This is a genomic window from Sphingomonas sp. BL2, assembly GCF_056680015.1.
In genome coordinates this window covers 333,501-351,360 of sequence record NZ_CM155261.1, presented here as the reverse complement: position 1 = coordinate 351,360, position 17,860 = coordinate 333,501, and the positions used below count along the sequence as shown (strand labels likewise).

The following is a 17,860-nucleotide window of genomic DNA, read 5'->3' as shown; positions in this document are numbered from 1 at the left end:
GTGTCCCTGCGTCGCTATCGCGCAGGCGGGGCCGCCGCCGTCCTCGCTTATGCAGAATCCCCAACAAGGCGCGACTCCGCGTCCGTTGCCGACACCGGCGGCGCCGGCCGCGCCGATCCAACAAGCGCCGGTCCGGTTGGCGCCGGCGCCCCCGATCACGTCAATCGACCGTGCCCCCGAGATGCCGGTGCTGCCGCATGGCAGCGTCCTTTACGGCCCACCGGCCCGTCAGACCGAGGGTTTGTGGAAGGCAGTGCCAGGGGGACTTCCGACACCGACCGATGACCCGATGAAGATCGATGCCGCGACCGATCCAATCCTGCGGCTGGCGCGGGAAGAAACGCCGCAGCCGCCGTTCCGGGCGGCGATCGAGGCGGCGGTCCGACACAATCCGGCGCTCGACGAATCGATCGCGCAACGTGACGAGGCAGAAGCCGTCCGTAACGAAGCGCGGGCACGGGAATATCCGGTCGCGGATCTGGCGGTGACGGGATATCATACGCTGTCGCGCACCTTTTCGAACGATCCGGGCAATGTTCTGGAACGATCGCGTCCGCGTGGGCGCACCGATGCGACGCTGCGGGTTCAGCAGGCAGTAATCGATTTCGGAGCGATCGGCCAACGCATTGCGGCGGGCAACGACCGGCTGACCGCGGCAACGGCAGGCATCGAAGATGCGAGTGCGCAGATTGCCCTGCGAGCGATCGCTGCCTGGTATAACGTCTTCGGCTACCGGGCGATGGTGCGCCTCGGCGAAGCCTTTGCCGAATCGCAGCGTGACCTTCATGAGCGTATCGAAACGCGTGTGGCGCAGGGCATGGCAGCACCCGGCGACATCGCGCAGGTCGACAGCTACATTGCTGCATCGGACGCGCAGCTCGCCGATTTTCGGCGTTCGCTCGCCAATGCCGAAGCGCAATATGTGGGCATCGTCGGGGTACCAGCGCCAGTCAACTTGGGGAGGGCACCGGCCCCGGATCTGCGCGGAATCGCGCCGGCGGGCCTCAACAAGGACGTCGCTGGGTTGCCGCTGGTTCGCCAGGCCAAGGGAAGTGCCGATGCCGCCGGCCGCGACGCCGCTGCGTTGAAGGCCGACGCCCATCCTCAACTCACCGCCGGGGTCGACGCCGGCCGTTACGGCGTGCTTGAGAATACCAGCGATTACGACATCCGCGCCAACCTTACGCTCAGCATGCGGATCGGCGGTGGCGCCAAGCAGCGTATCGATCAGGCGCTGGCCCGCGCCGACGGTGCCGATGCACGATACCGCCGCACGGTCACGGAGGCGCAGCGCGATGCGACCATTGCCTGGAGTGACCTGGCGGCGCTCAATGACGCGAAGCACGCGATCGAGGCGAACTACATGGCCAGTCGCCGGTCGCGCGACGTGCTGGTCGAACGCTTCCGCGTCTCGCGCGGTACGTTGTTCGACGTGCTGAGCGCGCAGAGCAATTATTTCGGCGTTGCCGCACGCTATATCCAGACTGTTACCGAACTCGACACAAGCCGCTACGTCCTGCTCGCCCGTACCGGGCATTTGCTGGCCGTTCTGGCGATCGATCCCTCTACCTTGGACGCGCGATGAGCGAGATGACGATTCCGGAACCAGCCCCGCGGTTCGCGCCGTGGCTGATGGAGCCGATGCGGCGTAATCGCGCGGTGTACCTGAAGGTCGGCATGGCGGCCGCAATGATCAACATCTTCGGGCTGATCACGTCGCTGTTCACGATGACGGTCTATGACCGCGTCGTGCCGAACAACGCGTTCTCGTCGTTGACCGCTCTGTCGATCGGGTTGGTGATCGTGGTCGTGTTCGATTTCGTGCTACGGGTGCTGCGTGCCTATTTCGTCGATCTGGCAGGCGCGGACATAGACCACGACATTGGCGGACGCGTGTTCCAGCGAATGGTGAACATTCGTCTCGATCTGAAGAAGGGATCGACCGGCGCGCTGACCGGAATGATGCGTGAACTGGAAACGCTGCGCGACTTCTTCGCGTCGGCGACGATGACCGCGCTGGTCGACGTGCCGTTCATAGCGATCACGCTGATCTTCATCGCGCTGATCGGCGGCTGGGTGGTGTTCGTGCCGCTGGCGGCAATTCCCATCGTCATCGGCGCCGGATGGCTGACTCGTCCCGCTCTCGACCGGCTGTCCGCGCGGTCGATGGGGGAGGGGCTGAACAAGCAGAGCGTGCTGGTGGAGACCATCGGCGCGCTGGAAATGGTCAAGACTTCGGGGGCCGACGTGCTGCTCGGTCGCCGCTGGACGCGCGCCAATCGCCAGCATTCGGATAGTTCGATGCGGCAGCGGCTCGTCTCGACTATCGCCGTCACGGTGGCGGCATCGGCCAACACCTTGTCCTATGCCGGCACGGTCGTCGCCGGTGTATTCCTGATCGCCGATCACCAGCTGACGACGGGCGCGCTCGTCGCGTGTTCGATTTTGTCCGGCCGCGCCGTTCAGCCGCTGGCGCAGATTGCGACGTTGCTCACCCGGCTATCGGCGACCCGCACCGCCTACAAACAGATCAATGGCATGATGGAGATGCCGTCCGAAGGTCCGGTCAGCGGTGCGCTAAGCCCCGCGGGGTTCAAGGGTCGCATCGAACTGCGCGGCGTCGAGTTTCGCTATCCGGGCGCCGCCGAAAAGACGCTCGACGGGCTGAACCTTACGATCGCTGCAGGGGAACGCGTTGCCCTGCTCGGGCGGATCGGCTCGGGCAAGTCGACGATCGCGCGCCTCATCCTCGGTCTCTACCCCCCTCAGGAGGGGTTGATCATGATCGATGGTACCGACATCCGCCAATATGATCCGCGCGTGATGCGGGCGCAGATCGGCACCGCGCTGCAGGAAAGCGTCCTGTTGAGCGGCACGGTGCGCGAGAATATCATCCTGGACCGCACGATCGTGGACGATGCCGAAATGTTGCGCGCTGCCGAACTGTCGGGCACGCACAGCTTCATGGGGCAGATCGCCAATGGCTACGACCTGGTGCTGACCGATCGTGGCGAGGGGTTGTCAGGCGGCCAGCGCCAGTCGATCTCGATCGCCCGCGCGCTTGCCGGCAAACCTTCCTTATTGATCTTCGACGAGCCGACGAGTGCGATGGACCAGACTACCGAGACGCAGCTGATCGATCGGTTGATGACCGAACTGAAGGGCCGGACGTTCGTGATCATCACCCACCGCCCCGCCCTCTTGCGGTTGGTCGAGCGGGTCGTCCTGATCGACAAGGGCCGCGTCATCAACGACGGGCCGCGAGACGTCGTCCTTCAGCAACTCCAGCGCACCAGCGTCGGCTGAGCGGAAACCGGATCATGACCGAAACCCATCTCGAAGATCTCGCCGATCGGATCCGCCCGCGTACCGCGTCAAATCTACTGCTGTGGATGATCCTCGGGTTCGTCGCGCTGTTCGTGATCTGGGCGAACGTGGTGAAGCTCGACCGTACGATCCACGCGGCGGGACGGGTCGTACCAACCAGCCGGTTGCAGGTGCTGACCAACCTGGAGGGCGGGATCGTCGCGGCGATCCTCGTGCATACCGGCGACGTCGTACGGCAGGGGCAGGCGCTGATCCGGCTGGATCAGACCCAGACCGGCGCGGAATTGGGCAGCAGCGAGATCACCGTCGATGCGTTGATCGCCAAGATCGCCCGATTGGAGGCGGAGATCGCGGGCCGCGACCCGGTCTATCCCGTCGCACGCAATGCCGCCGTGGCCGAGCAGATCCAGATCGAACGATCGCTGCACGCCGCACGGATGAGCGATCTCGCGAGCTTGACCTCCGCGGCCGCCGCTCGCGAGGCTCAGGCGCAGCGTGCCGTCGCGGAAGCCGAGGCGACCTATCAATCCCGCGTCTCAGCCCGCGAGTCCGCAAGGCGTCAACTCGACCTGATCCGCCCGCTGGTGGAACGCGGCATCGAACCGCAAATGTCTCTGGTCCAGATCGAAAGCACGGCTGCCATCGCGTCGAGCGATGCCGCCGCCGCCGCCGCATCGATCGCGCGTGCCCAATCCGGCGTTGCCGAAACGCGCGCCACGATATCGCAGGTGCGTCAGGCGTGGCGATCACAGGCCGGAACGGATCTTGCCGCGGCTCAGGCCGAGATGGCGGCACGGCGTCAGGCGATGCCGGCGCTGGCGGACCGTGTTCGTCGGTCGGTGGTCGCGTCGCCCGTCACGGGCCGCGTGAACCGCGTTCTGGTCTCCACGGTCGGTAGCTCGATTGCACCGAACCAGCCGATGATCGAGGTCGTTCCGAGTGCGGATGCGCTGACGGTCGAGGCAATGGTATCGCCGCGCGATATCGCGTCGGTCCGCATCGGCCAGCGGGCGCGGATAAACGTCACCGCTTATGAGTCAGCCATCTATGGCGGCATGGATGGCTTCGTCGCAAGCATCTCGCCCGACGCCACCGTCGAGGAGCGTACCGGCGAAAGCCACTACATCGTCCGCGTCCGCGCCGATGCGAAGCGGTTCCGCGATCTGCAGGGACACCGCCTGCAGATCGGGTCGGGCATGACGGCCGACGTCAACCTTCTCGGGGACAAGCGGTCGGTCATGTCCTATATCATGACCCCCTTTACCCGCCTGAGCGAAAGCGCGTTCCGCGAATAATCGTGGCGGCAAGGGTGCGGTTGAACCACACTGGGGCGGAACGGGGGGCTCGGGTAGCAGCCGCATACGCCTTGCGTGGCGAGCCCAGCGTGTCGGGGATGCAGCGACCACCGCTAGCTTGCGGAACAATCGGACGCAGGTCGTTGGTTCGCGTTCCCGCGATATTCGTCCGACTGAAAGCTGGGGCTGGGGGCTGGCGGCTAAAGCATTGCCGAGGTTGAGCTTTGTGGTCAGCCCCTTCCTCAGTCAGGCGTCTTGCCTTGGTGACGACCGCTTATGCAGGCTGCGCCCAGATGTGCGTTGAAGGTTTCCGTTCGCCTTTATAATAGCACCGCATCAGCTACTTCGGCGGCCTCGCGCGCGGCAACCGCGCCCAGCACCACGCAAAAGGCAGATCGTCAGGATTTTGTGTCGCAATGAATTATCGCCATTCCTTCCATGCCGGCAACAGCGCCGATGTCGTGAAGCACAGCCTATTGATCGCCCTCGTGCGCGCCATGCAGCAAAAAGAGGGCGCGCTGACCCTTATCGACACCCATGCCGGTTGCGGGCTGTATGATCTTGGCGGCGAGGATGCCCGGCGCACCGGCGAGTCCGCACAGGGCGTGTTGCGAGCCCTTGCCGACCCGAACCCTTTGCTGAGCGACTACCGCACCGCTGTGCAGGCTGTGAACACTGGCGGCGAGCCGCACGTCTACCCCGGATCGCCGCGGATCCTGGCGAGTCTCCTGCGCCCGCAGGATTTCCTGATCCTGAACGAAAAACATCCCGAGGACGCCTATACACTGCGCGGCGTGATGCGCGGCACATCCGCTGCCGTGCACGAACGCGACGCCTACGAGCTTTGGCTGGCGATGCTGCCGCCCCGAACTTCGCGCGGCGTGGTGGTGGTCGACCCGCCGTACGAGCAGCCCGATGAGCGCGAACGTATCACAGCCACTCTCGCCGCTGCTCACCGCAAATGGGCGCATGGCGTGACGGTGATCTGGTATCCGCTGAAAGACCGTGCCACGCATTGGCGGTGGAAGGAGCAGCTACGCAAGCTCGGCCTCCCGAAATTGCTGGGGGTGGAGCATTGGTTGTACGATGACGACCAGCCCGGCATCTATAATGGCGCAGGTCTTTTCATCGTCAATCCGCCCTATGCCTTCACGCAGGCGCTGCCGCCTCTGCTGGAAGCCTTGCGCGCCGTGCTGGCGCCGGAGGGGCACAGGGGCGAAATCACAGCCGATTGGCTGGGTTATTAAAGCAAACCCTCGTCGTGCCCTTTTCCGACAGGAGGAATGGCCTCGGCGGCGGGGGGCGCTGGGAGGTGGTTTTTGGCAAAGCAAGCGACCGCCGAACGTCCGGAACTGGGCATTTACCCTGCGCGCGCGACGACCTGCACCGTAGGGTAAGTAAGACTGCAACGGTCGTCGATTGAGAAACGGATTTCACTGATCCGGCATGCCGCCGCGAGGCATCCTGATGCCCACCTCGGGTCGTTCGCGACGTCCACCTCAGCGTGATCCCGTCGCACCCCATAGGGGCTCTGGAGTCTCCTTCCGCTGGATGAACCGATGTCGTGGCGAGAATGGTGACCCCTACGAGACGACAAACTAAGAGCGAGTAAGTAGTTGATATAGGACAAGCCGTGTTCTGGTTGTCTCACGACGCATGGAAGGCGATCGAGCTGCCTTGCCGAAGAACCAGCCTGGCGCCCGGCGGGTCGATGACCGGCGAGTGATTTTGGACATTATCCACGTCCTCAAAGTAGGATCTTGATGGTGTGACTGCCCGGCTGATTACTGTCCGTCGACGACGATCTACAATCGCTTCAACCGCTGGTCGCATCGGGGGTTTGGGAGCAATCGCTTGCCGCGCTGGTCGACGCGGGCGTGGTGACAAGAAGCACGGCGATGGACACCACGTATATCAAGATCCAACGCACTGCATTCGGCGCAAAGGGGGCGCTCGGCGCAAGCGATCGGGCGGTCCCGGGGCGGCTGGATCACAAAGATCCATACGCTGACCGACGTCGTCGGCCGCCCCTACGCGCTGATGCTGACGCCGGGCAATATCAGCGACATCAAGGCCGCGCCCGCCCTCCTCGAACACGCCGGTCGCGTGCGATACCTGCTCGGTGACCAAGGCTACGATGCCGATAGCCTGCAGTTCACTCCGTCAGGCAGGCGCCATCCCGGTCATTCCTGGACGCAGCAACCGGAAGCGAGGCATTTGCTGTGACAAACAGCGATACTGCGGCCGCCACCTCGTTGAGAATGCCTTCGGCCGCCTGAAAGACTTCCGCCGCGTCGTTAGCCGTTACGAATTGCGATCATTGACATGCAAATGCATGTACCAACCGATCCGACGATCAGCAAAGAGCGTCGTCCCACCCGGTCGATGATCGCCATCGCAATCATCGTGAAGATGAGGTTGATCATGCCGATCGCAACAGCCTGCGAGTCACCCGATACCTTGCCGAAGCCGGCCTTCGCAAATATATCGTTGATATAGTATAGTGTTGGGTTGATGCCGGAGAACTGATTGAACAAAGCCAGCGTGATCGCAAGCATTGCGGGAATGCGGTGGCGCCGCGCAAATAGCGGTTGATTCCCGCTGCCCGGTCACTCGCGAGTGAACGCTTGATTTGAGATAGTTCTTGTGCTGCGGTAGCCCCGGCTATTCATGTCAATACTTCGCTCGCTTCTTCTGTATGCCCTTGTCAACAAGCCATCGAGGGCTGCGTGGCACGCGAAATAGCATGGCAAGGAACAGTAGAGCCCGGCAGCGCGGAAACGCCGATCTTCCATCGCCATTCATCCGCGCCAAGACCGAATGTGCCAACTACGTAATTGGAGAGGTAGGTAATCACGATGCCAAAGACGATATTCAGCTGGAATGATCCTACCATCCGGCCTCGCCGTTGAGCAGGCGCAATCTCGGCAATGTACATCGGTCCGACCACCGAGAATGCACCGATGGCAATACCGGCGATGAAACGGAAGACGAGGAATGATAGCCAGTCCCACGCTAAGGCACAGCCCAGCGACGACACGATAAAGAGGATCGCTAGCCCGCGTAGGCTGTCACGCCGTCCAAACCGGTCGCCAGCATAACCCCCGCCTGCAGCCCTACGATGGTTCCCCATAACGCAATAGCAACGGTGAACCCTAGCGATGACGGCGAAAGCGCATAGGTCGCTGATAGCGCGCTTGTCAGGCCTGAGATCACCGCCGTGTCAAAACCGAACAGGAGTCCCCCGAGTGCAGCGGCGATGGTACATTCGATCACGGTCCGCGTTGGTCGTCCGATCGGACTAGACGAGGCTTCGCTCGCGAACACTGATACTGACATATGCCAGACGATGCGACGAGCGAGGTACTGCGCTTTGGACTCGACGCTTGCGATCTTGTCGCGATGCTGGGTGGTGATGCCGAGCGTCTTGCCGTGGCACTGGCTCCGGCGATGGCGACGAGCGGGAGAACACCGAGGAGGCATCAAAATCTTGGCAGACGAGAAAATCGACTATCTTGTCGGGTTGGCGAAGCTGTTGCTCCCGATCGATCCTGCAGCTGCTCGCTACTGCTTCGACGCCGCGATGAGCGCGGCCGGCGATGTCGATTATGACACGCTGCACGCCCTGTCGGTGACCGCAGCGCTCGCGACGCGCGGCAGGCCGGCGATGCTCGATGATGACGCCGTACGCGTGGCTCTCCGTCTCGCTGCGGTGCATCAGGATGCTGCGATCCTCTTGGGCAGCGCTGATCAATTCCCTTGGACGGACGTGGCGGTTTCGCTGTCTGCACTCGCGCCCAGTATCGCGCTGGCGTCGGTAGCCCGCTTTGCCGAACTCGATTTGACCAACGGGTCTTCGATGCTCGCCAAGACGCTCTTCCAATGCGCTGCGGACAAGACGCTCGACGATACGGTGTTGGCGGTCTTCCTGCCGATCCTTGGCGAGGATGGCGGGCGTCTCGCGACGCGGCTGTTCGAACATGCTTGTGCAAGCGGGGACGGTCGCCTCGCCGAGGTGGTCGCGAACCACTTATTGCGCGAGCTTTGTGGCGACCGTGCGCGACAGCCGCTGCGGTCTTGCCATTGGCCAGGGTTGGTCCGGCCGTCAGCGATTTCATCGCCGCCGCACATTTCGAGGCGGCACTTCCCCAGCATCAGCCGGACTATGCGCGGTACGATTCGCCGGCCAGCCCGGCGGCGGGCTCTGGGCCGATCGACCCAGCGCTGCTGTCGGTTAGCGGCATTAATGGCACCGCATCGTTCAGGGCGCGGATCGACGCCATCGTTGCTTCTGAGAAGAGCCTGTATGCATCGCGCACTTCAATCGCGAACCGCTTGCTGGTCACGTTCAACCACCCGGAAGCGCCTTTCGATTTCTGGGCAGCGAAACTATGGTTCATGATGGCTGTCGCACGCACTGCGTGGGAAACCCCGACTGTATCCAAGGCTTTCGCGACTGGCTGTTCGCCGAGGCCGAAAGCACTACTTTTCCGCATTTGCTGGTGCGCGCCTCAGCAAAACAGGTCTTGCAGGGGCTGGTGCGCGCCTCAGCAAAACAGGCCTTGCAGGGGCTGGAACATGCCGATCCGAAACGGTTTAGCGACACCGAGCGCGCACGCATTGCGGCGATCAACACCAGCCGGCTGGTTGCGCAACAATCGATTACAGAGAGCTGGCAGAAGGGGTTCGATCGCCATCGTCCGCTGGGCGAGGAGGGGCGTAGATTTCGCTTCGACAGCCTAGATACGCTGCCGTATTGGTATACACCGCTCATGCGCGGTTTTGCCTGGCCTTTGGCGGCCGACGCAGAAGAAGATTCGTGGGACAATTTTGACCACTGGCTTTCTCGGCCGGGTCCGACGCTCGCACCGGCTTGGCTCGGCGATCTGCGCGGGCCAAAACCGCTTGAAGCGCTTGCCTGGCAGGCACCGCCGTTGGACGGCTGGCTGAAGACGCCGGACGTCGATGCATTTCGTCGTGCGCTTGGGCTGGATCGTCCTGACTGGCTGGTCGTAAGTGCATATCGTTCGCTGCAATATGGCGACGTCTCGGGGTCGACGCGGATAGAGCGCGCGCTGGTGTCGCGCGATACGGCGACTACGCTGCGTCTGGCGCTCGAAGCCAGCGAGAATAGCCACGACTATCGTCTCGCGGTGAATGACGATGACAGTCTTGAGATCGCGTCGGGAAGATTTGTGCTTAAGTCGCTGCTCGTCGACAACCATGGCGATACCGAACTCGATATCCACGATCTCTTGCGCGGTGAGGTTTCCGCTTCCGGCCAATCGCCGCACCCGCGGATCGTCGCCCTGCTCGGTTTGGTGCGTGATCCATCCGGGCTGCCGGTGTGGCGCGATCCGAGCGGTGTCGTCATCACTCACCGGATCGCCTGGAGCGACCCGAAGTAATTAGACGAGCGCGCTTCCTGGCATTTTGCCGAAGGCAAAGAGCTATTGTTCCGACGATCGGCAATCGCACAAATTCTCGAGACGTACGGACTCGATCTTATCACCGAAATCGATTTCAACCGGCGAATTGGCGAAGCGAGCTATGCCCTCAAAAAAGACAAAAAGCGCGAGCGTGAATATGACCGGATCATCCTCTACCGGGACGATGGCAAAATCGAAGCGAGCACGCGAGGTCTCGGTCGTTGGACGTGAGATCGAAGCCGCGCTGGGATTGGGGCGCAGTGCTGATGTTCTGACGCGCTGGATGGCATTCCGCCTCGCCGAAGTGCGCGCGGCCGTCGACGACGCGCCGATTGCTGCGGCCCGCAAAGCCGTGCTTGCCGAGCATGACGCGCTGATTATGGCGTTGTGGAACCAGCGGGGTACGCTTCCTGAACCGCTCGGCGTCGATCGTCGTACCGGACTCGCGGCGCAAATCATTTGGCAACTTGTCAATGACACGAGCGTGTGGATCCGGCCGGACACGCCCCGTAATGCCGTCGACGCTTGGCGGCCTGCGCGATCACTGAGCCTATCTGCTCTCAGCAGCAGCCGTGCTGATCTACAAGCGGGAGGCGACCGCGCTCGGGCCGGAAGATCCCGATTTCCCACTAACCGACGAAGGACGTGAAGAGCGCAGGCAATGGGTGGAGATTTCCCAAAGGGTCCTACGCGACGTTCGCATGCGGGAAGGATCGCTGTGCCGCGAGACCGAGCCATCGGATGCGGACGCGGTCGTGAAACTCGAACAGGATGTTGGCAAGACAATCGTCATATTGCGTGCCCATCTCGAAACGCTGGAGACGATGTTACTTCAGACATCCAGAAGGCCCCTCCCAAAAAAAGCACGGCTAAATGAACGGCGGTCTCCGTTTTCGCTAGGTGATCCACCTCGATCAGCCTCACTTGCTCCTAGACGTTACCTGACCGCACCGGTGCCAGCTGTCGGTCGCGATCCGCACTGCGCTCATTCAACCGAGCATATGCCTTTCCTGGTAGGTGCGAGGTTGTCGAAATGAGAAGCGGGAAATAGACTCGGAGCGCCTGCTTTTCGGTATAGCATTGTCGGCGCTTGGACGACTGCGGGTCCGCTCCGCTTTATCCAGTCCTCAAATCTGCCAGTCAGCTACCGGCCCAGCTTCTGTCGCTGTGCGATAACACTCAGGATATCGCCGAATGTCCGTTCCAAACGAGAGCTGACGTTCCGGCCGACGCTTTCGAACGGCATGAAAGTCCCGGTTGGCTCCGTTCCGCGTCATCGGCAATCCGCTTACGGCGAGCGGATCAAACTATATGAATGAACACCCGAAGCTGGGAAGCGAGCAGGTCGGCCTGAACGTCCGCAACTGGGTCACTTTCTGACGCGCCGAACCTTCCCATTGTACGACCGCCTTACGCCCAAGATTTCCGGAAAGGGGCCAGGCCGCAGGCGGCCCAGTAGCTGTCGTTGTCGCGCTTGCGGCGCTGATTGGCTGAAAGTTTGCCTGCAGCTTTCAAGCGAAATAGGAGCCAAAACTCATCGCGCTAGCGACATCAGCAAGTCGTCACGCCTTGCGAATAGCGGCTTTTCATATTCGTCGCCGGTGTCAAATTCGTGCAGCATGCTGCAAAACTCTTCGAGATCGAGGCACAGGATGAGCTTGCCCTGGTCGCGAAGCGCCCCGCGGACCGTCCGGCTTGCGTTTTCCGAATAGCCATTTCGCGCGATGACGATTGCCACCGAGCGCAGTGCCGTGGCGTATAGATAACGTTCGGTGGTGTAGATCTGGTCTTGGCCGATCGGGTCGGTGTAGTTCTTGAACTCGAAGACGATATAGCGCGCGCGAAAATCGGCCGACAAAGTCGTCCAAAATGCGCTCCGCACGGGTTGCAGGCGTCCGATTAAATCGACCCGCTGATAGCCATTTTCGATCGCCGATTGGCGCCGCCAGCCGAGAAGTTCGGTGCCGAACAGGAGAATGAGCGCCTCCTCGCACAATTTCTCGAAACTCTGGGCGGCACCATCCTTGTTGCCTGGCTTGATCGACTTAAGCGCGCTGGCGATCCGCGCGCCTTCACCTGGCGGTGGCAGCTCTTGGCCGGCGTCCTCGAGCATCGCGACCGTGGTGGCGTTGCTGGGTACGCTTTCGGCGCCGATCTGGAGGGCACGCAGTAGGTCGGCAAACCGCCGGCTCAAGTTCGGGAAGCGCGTTACGTGCTGAACCAGCAGGTCCAAATCCCAAAGTTCAATCCTGTCGCCGGACACGTCAGCGAAGGCGCGCCGGGCCTCTCTCGTGATCCGCTGTGGGATGATCAGAATGCCCCGCTCAGCATCGCGGGCCTTCATCATCGCGAGCAGATCGGACGTAGCGTTGTGGATGAGCGCACGCGAAGCTAGGCCGGAGCGCATCAGCTTGAGCTCGACCAGCACGTGCGACCCGCGCTCAATGATCGACACGTCAAGCTCTTCGCGAGAGGCGGTGCTGACATCCTTAGCAAGCACATCTTAGCCGTCCCGCGCGAACAGGTCTGCCAGGAACTCGATCCAGGTCTGTTCAAGGTTCATCAAATCGATGTGAAGATCACTCGTTCGACTCACGCCGCATTCCTTCACTGACCCGTATTGCCAGTATCGCTGCTATCAACAATGAGGGTACAAACCAAGAAACCTTCCCGGTTAGCAGGTCTGGGGGCACCGAGCTGGTTGGCGCAACGGTGGCAGCGCTTTTCGGGACATTGGGTGTCGGAACTTTCGCGTCGCGCGATAGATCGCGCGGGTCCGCACTCACAGACCCTATGCCTACCCCAGTGGAACCGCTGAGAGCAGACGCCGTGCTGAGATGAACGAGCGTCTGAAGCTGGGGCTCGGGAAGAAGGGTCTGAACGGCTGCTTCTGGGTCTAGCGCTCGGTAGTAGCCCATCTTGTTCGAGCCTAGCCATCTGCCACCGTAACGACCATGCCATAAACCACGTCCATGGCTGCGCGTCTCGCATTGGGCGGGTGCGAGGAAACGATGCTGAAGACGCTGCTGGCTGCGGCCGTGCTTGTTACCGCGATGGTGCCGGCCAACCTGTTCGCCCAGACTGAACCAGCCAAGGCGACCGCGACGCCGCCTACGCTGATCGTCGCCATCTCGGTCGATCAGTTTTCTGCTGATCTGTTCGCGGAGTACCGCAACCACTTTACTGGCGGCTTTGCCCGGTTGCTGAACGGCGCGGTATTCCCGAGCGGCTATCAGAGCCATGCGGCGACCGAAACCTGTCCCGGTCATTCGACGCTGGTGACCGGAATGCGGCCGGAGCACACCGGGATCGTGCTCAACAATTGGGTCGATTTGAAATCGCCGCTTGCCGACAAGACAATCTATTGCGTCGAGGACGAAGCCGTGCCGACGAACACCCATGAACATTATTCGGTGGCGGCGACGCACCTGCTGGTGCCGACACTGGGCGAACGAATCAAGCGGGTCTTTCCGGCGAGCCGGAACGTCTCGCTGTCCGGCAAGGACCGTGCCGCGGTGATGATGGGTGGCCACGCGACCGACGAGATCTGGTGGTGGAACGGCGACACGAAGGGCTTCAAGAGCTTCGCGGGTCGGCCGATGCCGGCGGTGGTCCGGCAGGCTAATGCATCGATAGGCACTAATCTTGGCAAGGGCCGGCCAGCGCTGCCTATGCCCTCCTATTGCGTGCCCAGAAGCCGCGCGATTGCCGTGGGCGAGCAAACCGTGGGCGCAGGGCGTCTCGCGCGCGCGGCCGGCGATGGCGAGGCTTTCCGTACCTCGCCCGACGTCGACAATGCGACATTGGCGCTGGCCACCGGGCTGGTCACATCAATGAAGCTCGGTCGGCGCGCAACGCCCGACCTGCTCAACGTCTCGCTGTCGGCGACGGACTATATCGGGCATTCGTACGGCATGCAGGGCAGCGAGATGTGCGTTCAGCTTGCCAGCCTGGACCAGCATCTCGGCGCGTTCTTCACGGCGCTGGACGCGACCGGCGTCGATTATGCGGTCGTGCTCAGCGCCGATCACGGCGGCATCGACCTGCCGGAGCGCGGGACCGAGCAGGGATCGGCGACCACCCGCCGCAGCCGGTTCGACATGCCCGCGGTCATGCGGCAGGCCAGCGCCGCAGCCGGCGTCCCGGCGAGCGCGCTGCGCGCCCAGGATTCGAACGTCTATATTGACCCGGCGATCACCGGTCCGCAACGCACCCGACTGCTCTCGGCCGCCCGCGACGCGATCCTGGCCCAGCCCGATGTCGCCGCGGTCTTCGCCGCCGACGAGATCGCAGCTTCGCCCGAGCCGAACGGTCCGCCCGAGACCTGGCCGCTGCTGATGCGTGCCAAGGCCAGCTTCTACCGGCCGCGGTCGGGCGACCTGATCATCGCGCTTCAACCGCGCGTCGTGTCGCGGCCGACCGGGCCCGGCTATGTCGCAGGGCATGGCAGCTTTTGGGACTATGACCGGCGTGTGCCGATCCTGTTCTGGCGGCGCGGCATGCCCGGCTTCGAGCAGCCGCTGTCGGTCGAGACCGTCGACATTGCACCGACGCTGGCGGGCTTGCTGAATCTGCCGCTCGCCGCACCGACGATGGATGGTCGCTGTCTCGATCTCGACCCCGGCCCGGCGACCACCTGTCGCTGAGGCCAAAGGCCTCGATCGAAAAGACGAAGCGGCGACACGGGACCGTCACGGAACGTCCCTAGTCGGACCGTAGCGCGACGTGATCCGTCGCGCCGAGCATGAGGATATGTCGTGTCTTACGCAGCACCATCGGCCGAGCGCGGGCAGCCGCGCGATGCGCCCGACGATGTCGCCACGCCGCGCGCATGTCACCCGATCGAGGCGCATCGCTCCGCGCTGCAGAATTACCTGCACCGCCGGCTGCGCGCGCACGAAGATCCCGAGGATTACGTCCAGGAAGTCTATCTGCGCGTGCTGGCCGCGGACCCCGGGCAAAACAAAGTGCAGAACCTGCGGGGTTTTCTCTTCCGTGCTGCGTCGAACCTGATGATAGACAAGCATCGCAGGAGAGGGACATCGAGTGCGGCCGCAGTGCCGACAGACCGCTTCAATACGCTCCGACGGCTGAGTTTGCTGGCGTCGTTGATGTCCTGCACTCCTTACTTGCGGCGGCTGTCGAGTGAGCTGACGGTCACTTGGGCAGATCTATTGTCTTGCGGACAGCATACGCTGCGTACGACCCAGGAATGCCTGCCGCGGGCTGTCCAGATCCGACGGTCAGTCGATACTCTCCGGGGATCAGTCGGCGATCGCCTTCGGCCGTGACGAAGCTCAGGTCGCGCGGCGACAAGGCGATGGTGATCCGCTTCGTCTCGTGCGGGTTCAACGACACCCGTTCGAAGCCGCGTAGCGCGTGGCGCGGAGCACCCTGGAAGCCCGGTGGCGTGATATAGGCTTGCGCCACCTCGTCGCCGGCGCGGTCGCCTGTGTTCGTGACGTCGACCGTGGCGGTCAACCCGTTCTCGATACCGCCCGACGCCGGATCGATCGACAACTTGCCATAGCGGAAGCTCGTGTAGCTCAGGCCATGGCCGAACGGATAGACGGGCGTCCCTTTGAAGTAACGGTACGTACGGCCGGCCATGCTGTAGTCGGTGAATGCGGGCAGGTCGGCGACGCTCTTGTAGAAGGTCAGTGGCAGGCGGCCGGCAGGGTTGACCTTGCCGGTCAGCACGTTGGCGACAGCGAGACCGCCCGACTGCCCGGGATACCAGGCCTCGACGATCGCGGCGGCGTTGTCCTTTGCCCAGGACAGGTCGATCGCGCTGCCGTTCATCGCCACCACGACCAGCGGCTTGCCCAGCGCCCTGGCCCGTTCCAGCAGCGCGCGCTGGTCCGCAGGGATATCCAGCGTCGTCTTGTCGCCGCCCGAGAAGCCTTCGATCTTGATCGGCATTTCCTCGCCCTCCAGATCGGAGGTGAGACCGACCACGGCGACCACGACGTCCGCGCTTGCCGTGCCGGCTTTCAAGTCGCGATCGAGATCGTCGGTGATCCTCTTCCAGAAGATCTGGGCGGGCGGCGCAATATCGCTCTCCCCCTGCAAGTCGATCGCTACCCGATCGCCCTTCCTTAGCTGCGCGTCGACCAGCTGCAGCGGCTCGGCCCAGCGGGAGTAGCGTTTTGCCTCGACCAGCGGCTTGCCGGCAAGTGACAGCGTGCCCTTCACGCCGGTCAAGGCGAGACGGTAGAGTCCGGTCTCGGGGACGACGAGCGAGCCGGAGAACAGGACCCTGTACTTGCTCGCGACCTGACGGAATTCCGACGCGCGCGAGACGATGCTGGGCTCCACGCTGCTCAAGACCGGCTTGACTGCGAAGCGCCGCTCCGCCCCGGGCGGGACTGCATTCTCGTCCAGAGCATTGAAATATTCGGTGCGGATGCCCGGGCGACCGTCGGGGGTGACCAGCACCGAGCCCGGTACGGGATCGCCATCGGTGACAGAGGCGGTGAACGGCACGACCGTCACGTCCGCGCCGGGCATCGCTTGCCTCAAACCGTCGGCGACCGAGATCGGGGGAGCGCTCCGCGTCGAGGAGTAATTGCCGCGCAGTACGCGGGTGGCGTCGGACAACGGCCCGATCAGCGCTACCCTTGTGCCTGGACGGAACGGCAGCGCGCCGTCGTTCTTGAGCAGGACGAGGCTCTTTTCCGCCGCCGCGAGCGCCAAAGCGCGGCTTTCCGGCGTGTCGATCGCACTGACCGATGTCGCGTTGGGCTTGCGCGCGGACAGACCGGGAAGGTCGCCGTTGCGGTAGCGAGCCGAGAAAAGGCGGACGAGCGCCGTGTCGATGTCCTCCGTGCGGATGTAGCCGCGTCGCAGGGACTCCGTATAGCGATCGCCCAGATCCATGCGGCCGCCCAGCGTGGCGTTGTTGCACTCGTTGTCGACGCCGTGCGTCAGCGCCACTGCGACGCCGGTCGCAGCGTCAGGCGCGTATTTGTGATGCTCGTAGATGTCGACCACCGAGTCGCAGTCCGACACGACATAGCCCTTGAAGCCCCACGCGCCGCGGAGATAGTCCCGCAGCAATAGCTGGCTACCGCATGCCGACTGGCCATAGACGCGGTTGTACGCGCACATGATCGAACCTGCCTTCGCATCGACGATCGCTGCGCGGAACGCCGGGAGGTAGGTGTCCTCCAGGTCATGGGCCGTCGGGTAGATGTTGTCCACGTGGCGGCTCTGTTCCGGGCCGCTGTGCACCGCGAAATGCTTCGGTGTCGCCACGACGTTCGGTAGATCGGGATTGTCGCCCTGGATGCCGTTGACGAACGCCACGCCGATCCGCGCGGTCAGGAACGGGTCCTCGCCATAGGTCTCCTGTCCGCGGCCCCAGCGCGGATCGCGGAAGATGTTGATGTTGGGCGACCACGTGTCGAGCCCGGTACCGATGCGCCCCAGGCGCCCCGTCCGTCGGCCGAGCGTATGCAGTCCCTGCACCTCCGTACTGATCACTTCAGCCACGCGGCGGACAAGGGGCGCGTCGAACGTGGCTGCCAGGCCGATCGGCTCGGGAAAGTTCGTCGTCGGCACGCCGCCCATCGCGCCATGCAGCGATTCCGTCCACCAATTGTAGGCGGGAATGTTCAGACGGGGGACGGCCGGCGCGGTGTTCAACAACTGCGCCACCTTCTCGTCCGTCGTCAGCTTGCCGACGATCTCGCGCGCCTTTGCATCGGCTTCCGCCCGCGCGCCGGCTTGCGCGTTCGCCGGTGCCGCGACGATGGCAACAGCGAGAGCCAGCGACGAACCGGTGGCTGTGATCAGCGATTTCAGCAT

12 protein-coding genes and 2 pseudogenes are annotated in these 17,860 nt (G+C 63.2%); 10 read left to right on the top strand and 4 right to left on the bottom strand.

Features of this window, described 5'->3' with window-relative positions:
* Window positions 1-289: 289 nt before the first annotated feature.
* The 5 genes from AC1ME3_RS01630 (at window position 290) to AC1ME3_RS01610 (ending at window position 6,848) form a co-directional block, all read left to right on the top strand.
* Window positions 290-1,585: a TolC family protein gene (locus AC1ME3_RS01630; protein ID WP_480954569.1), complete on the top strand. Its 1,296-nt coding sequence runs from the start codon at window positions 290-292 to the stop codon at window positions 1,583-1,585.
* Complete coding sequence (locus AC1ME3_RS01625) at window positions 1,582-3,306, top strand: type I secretion system permease/ATPase (protein ID WP_480954568.1); 1,725 nt, start codon at window positions 1,582-1,584, stop codon at window positions 3,304-3,306. Before AC1ME3_RS01630 ends, AC1ME3_RS01625 begins: the two co-directional genes overlap by 4 nt.
* 14 nt (window positions 3,307-3,320) lie before the next feature.
* Window positions 3,321-4,622 (top strand): HlyD family type I secretion periplasmic adaptor subunit, encoded by a 1,302-nt coding sequence (locus AC1ME3_RS01620; RefSeq protein WP_480954567.1) that lies wholly within the window; start codon window positions 3,321-3,323, stop codon window positions 4,620-4,622.
* Between the two features lie 416 nt (window positions 4,623-5,038).
* Complete coding sequence (locus tag AC1ME3_RS01615) at window positions 5,039-5,869, top strand: 23S rRNA (adenine(2030)-N(6))-methyltransferase RlmJ (protein WP_480954566.1); 831 nt, start codon at window positions 5,039-5,041, stop codon at window positions 5,867-5,869.
* A gap of 664 nt (window positions 5,870-6,533) precedes the next feature.
* Window positions 6,534-6,848 (top strand): transposase, encoded by a 315-nt coding sequence (locus AC1ME3_RS01610; RefSeq protein ID WP_480955883.1) that lies wholly within the window; start codon window positions 6,534-6,536, stop codon window positions 6,846-6,848.
* Between the two features lie 71 nt (window positions 6,849-6,919).
* Here AC1ME3_RS01610 and AC1ME3_RS01605 read toward each other — a convergent pair.
* Both AC1ME3_RS01605 and AC1ME3_RS01600 read right to left on the bottom strand, forming a co-directional pair.
* Window positions 6,920-7,201: pseudogene (locus tag AC1ME3_RS01605) on the bottom strand (MFS transporter); the annotation flags it as partial.
* Window positions 7,202-7,329: 128 nt separating this feature from the next.
* Window positions 7,330-7,755: an MFS transporter gene (locus AC1ME3_RS01600; RefSeq protein WP_480954565.1), complete on the bottom strand. Its 426-nt coding sequence runs from the start codon at window positions 7,753-7,755 to the stop codon at window positions 7,330-7,332.
* Window positions 7,756-8,112: 357 nt separating this feature from the next.
* On the opposite strand from AC1ME3_RS01600, the gene AC1ME3_RS01595 reads away from it, so the two are divergent.
* From AC1ME3_RS01595 to AC1ME3_RS01585, 3 genes are all read left to right on the top strand, one after another.
* Window positions 8,113-9,024 carry a hypothetical protein gene (locus AC1ME3_RS01595; protein ID WP_480954564.1) on the top strand — a complete coding sequence of 304 codons (912 nt, stop codon included), beginning with the start codon at window positions 8,113-8,115 and terminating at the stop codon, window positions 9,022-9,024.
* Window positions 9,025-9,043: 19 nt separating this feature from the next.
* Window positions 9,044-10,030, top strand: a complete 987-nt coding sequence (locus AC1ME3_RS01590; RefSeq protein ID WP_480954563.1) for a hypothetical protein — start codon at window positions 9,044-9,046, stop codon at window positions 10,028-10,030.
* 178 nt (window positions 10,031-10,208) lie between these two features.
* Complete coding sequence (locus AC1ME3_RS01585) at window positions 10,209-10,700, top strand: hypothetical protein (protein ID WP_480954562.1); 492 nt, start codon at window positions 10,209-10,211, stop codon at window positions 10,698-10,700.
* An 885-nt stretch (window positions 10,701-11,585) separates the two neighbouring features.
* Here AC1ME3_RS01585 and AC1ME3_RS01580 read toward each other — a convergent pair.
* Entirely contained in the window at window positions 11,586-12,479 is an 894-nt protein-coding gene (locus AC1ME3_RS01580) for a restriction endonuclease (RefSeq protein WP_480954561.1), read from the bottom strand.
* Between the two features lie 544 nt (window positions 12,480-13,023).
* Here AC1ME3_RS01580 and AC1ME3_RS01575 point away from each other — a divergent pair.
* A complete protein-coding gene (locus tag AC1ME3_RS01575) occupies window positions 13,024-14,697 on the top strand; it encodes an alkaline phosphatase family protein (protein WP_480954560.1) in 1,674 nt (557 codons plus the stop codon).
* A 111-nt stretch (window positions 14,698-14,808) separates the two neighbouring features.
* Window positions 14,809-15,030, top strand: a pseudogene (locus AC1ME3_RS01570) (sigma factor); the annotation flags it as partial.
* A gap of 178 nt (window positions 15,031-15,208) precedes the next feature.
* Here the strand turns inward: AC1ME3_RS01570 and AC1ME3_RS01565 are convergent.
* Window positions 15,209-17,860, bottom strand: coding sequence for a glycoside hydrolase family 3 C-terminal domain-containing protein (locus AC1ME3_RS01565; protein WP_480954559.1), 2,652 nt, complete (start codon window positions 17,858-17,860; stop codon window positions 15,209-15,211).

What these genes read in the sequence shown, in the direction of transcription:
- AC1ME3_RS01630 (WP_480954569.1), top strand. Translation starts at nt 290, where the DNA reads ATGAAGATCGATGCCGCGACCGATCCAATCCTGCGGCTGGCGCGGGAA.
- AC1ME3_RS01625 (WP_480954568.1), top strand. Translation starts at nt 1,582, where the DNA reads ATGAGCGAGATGACGATTCCGGAACCAGCCCCGCGGTTCGCGCCGTGG.
- AC1ME3_RS01620 (WP_480954567.1), top strand. Translation starts at nt 3,321, where the DNA reads ATGACCGAAACCCATCTCGAAGATCTCGCCGATCGGATCCGCCCGCGT.
- AC1ME3_RS01615 (WP_480954566.1), top strand. Translation starts at nt 5,039, where the DNA reads ATGAATTATCGCCATTCCTTCCATGCCGGCAACAGCGCCGATGTCGTG.
- AC1ME3_RS01600 (WP_480954565.1), bottom strand. Translation starts at nt 7,755, where the DNA reads ATGGGGAACCATCGTAGGGCTGCAGGCGGGGGTTATGCTGGCGACCGG.
- AC1ME3_RS01585 (WP_480954562.1), top strand. Translation starts at nt 10,209, where the DNA reads ATGACCGGATCATCCTCTACCGGGACGATGGCAAAATCGAAGCGAGCA.
- AC1ME3_RS01575 (WP_480954560.1), top strand. Translation starts at nt 13,024, where the DNA reads ATGGCTGCGCGTCTCGCATTGGGCGGGTGCGAGGAAACGATGCTGAAG.
- AC1ME3_RS01565 (WP_480954559.1), bottom strand. Translation starts at nt 17,860, where the DNA reads ATGCTGAAATCGCTGATCACAGCCACCGGTTCGTCGCTGGCTCTCGCT.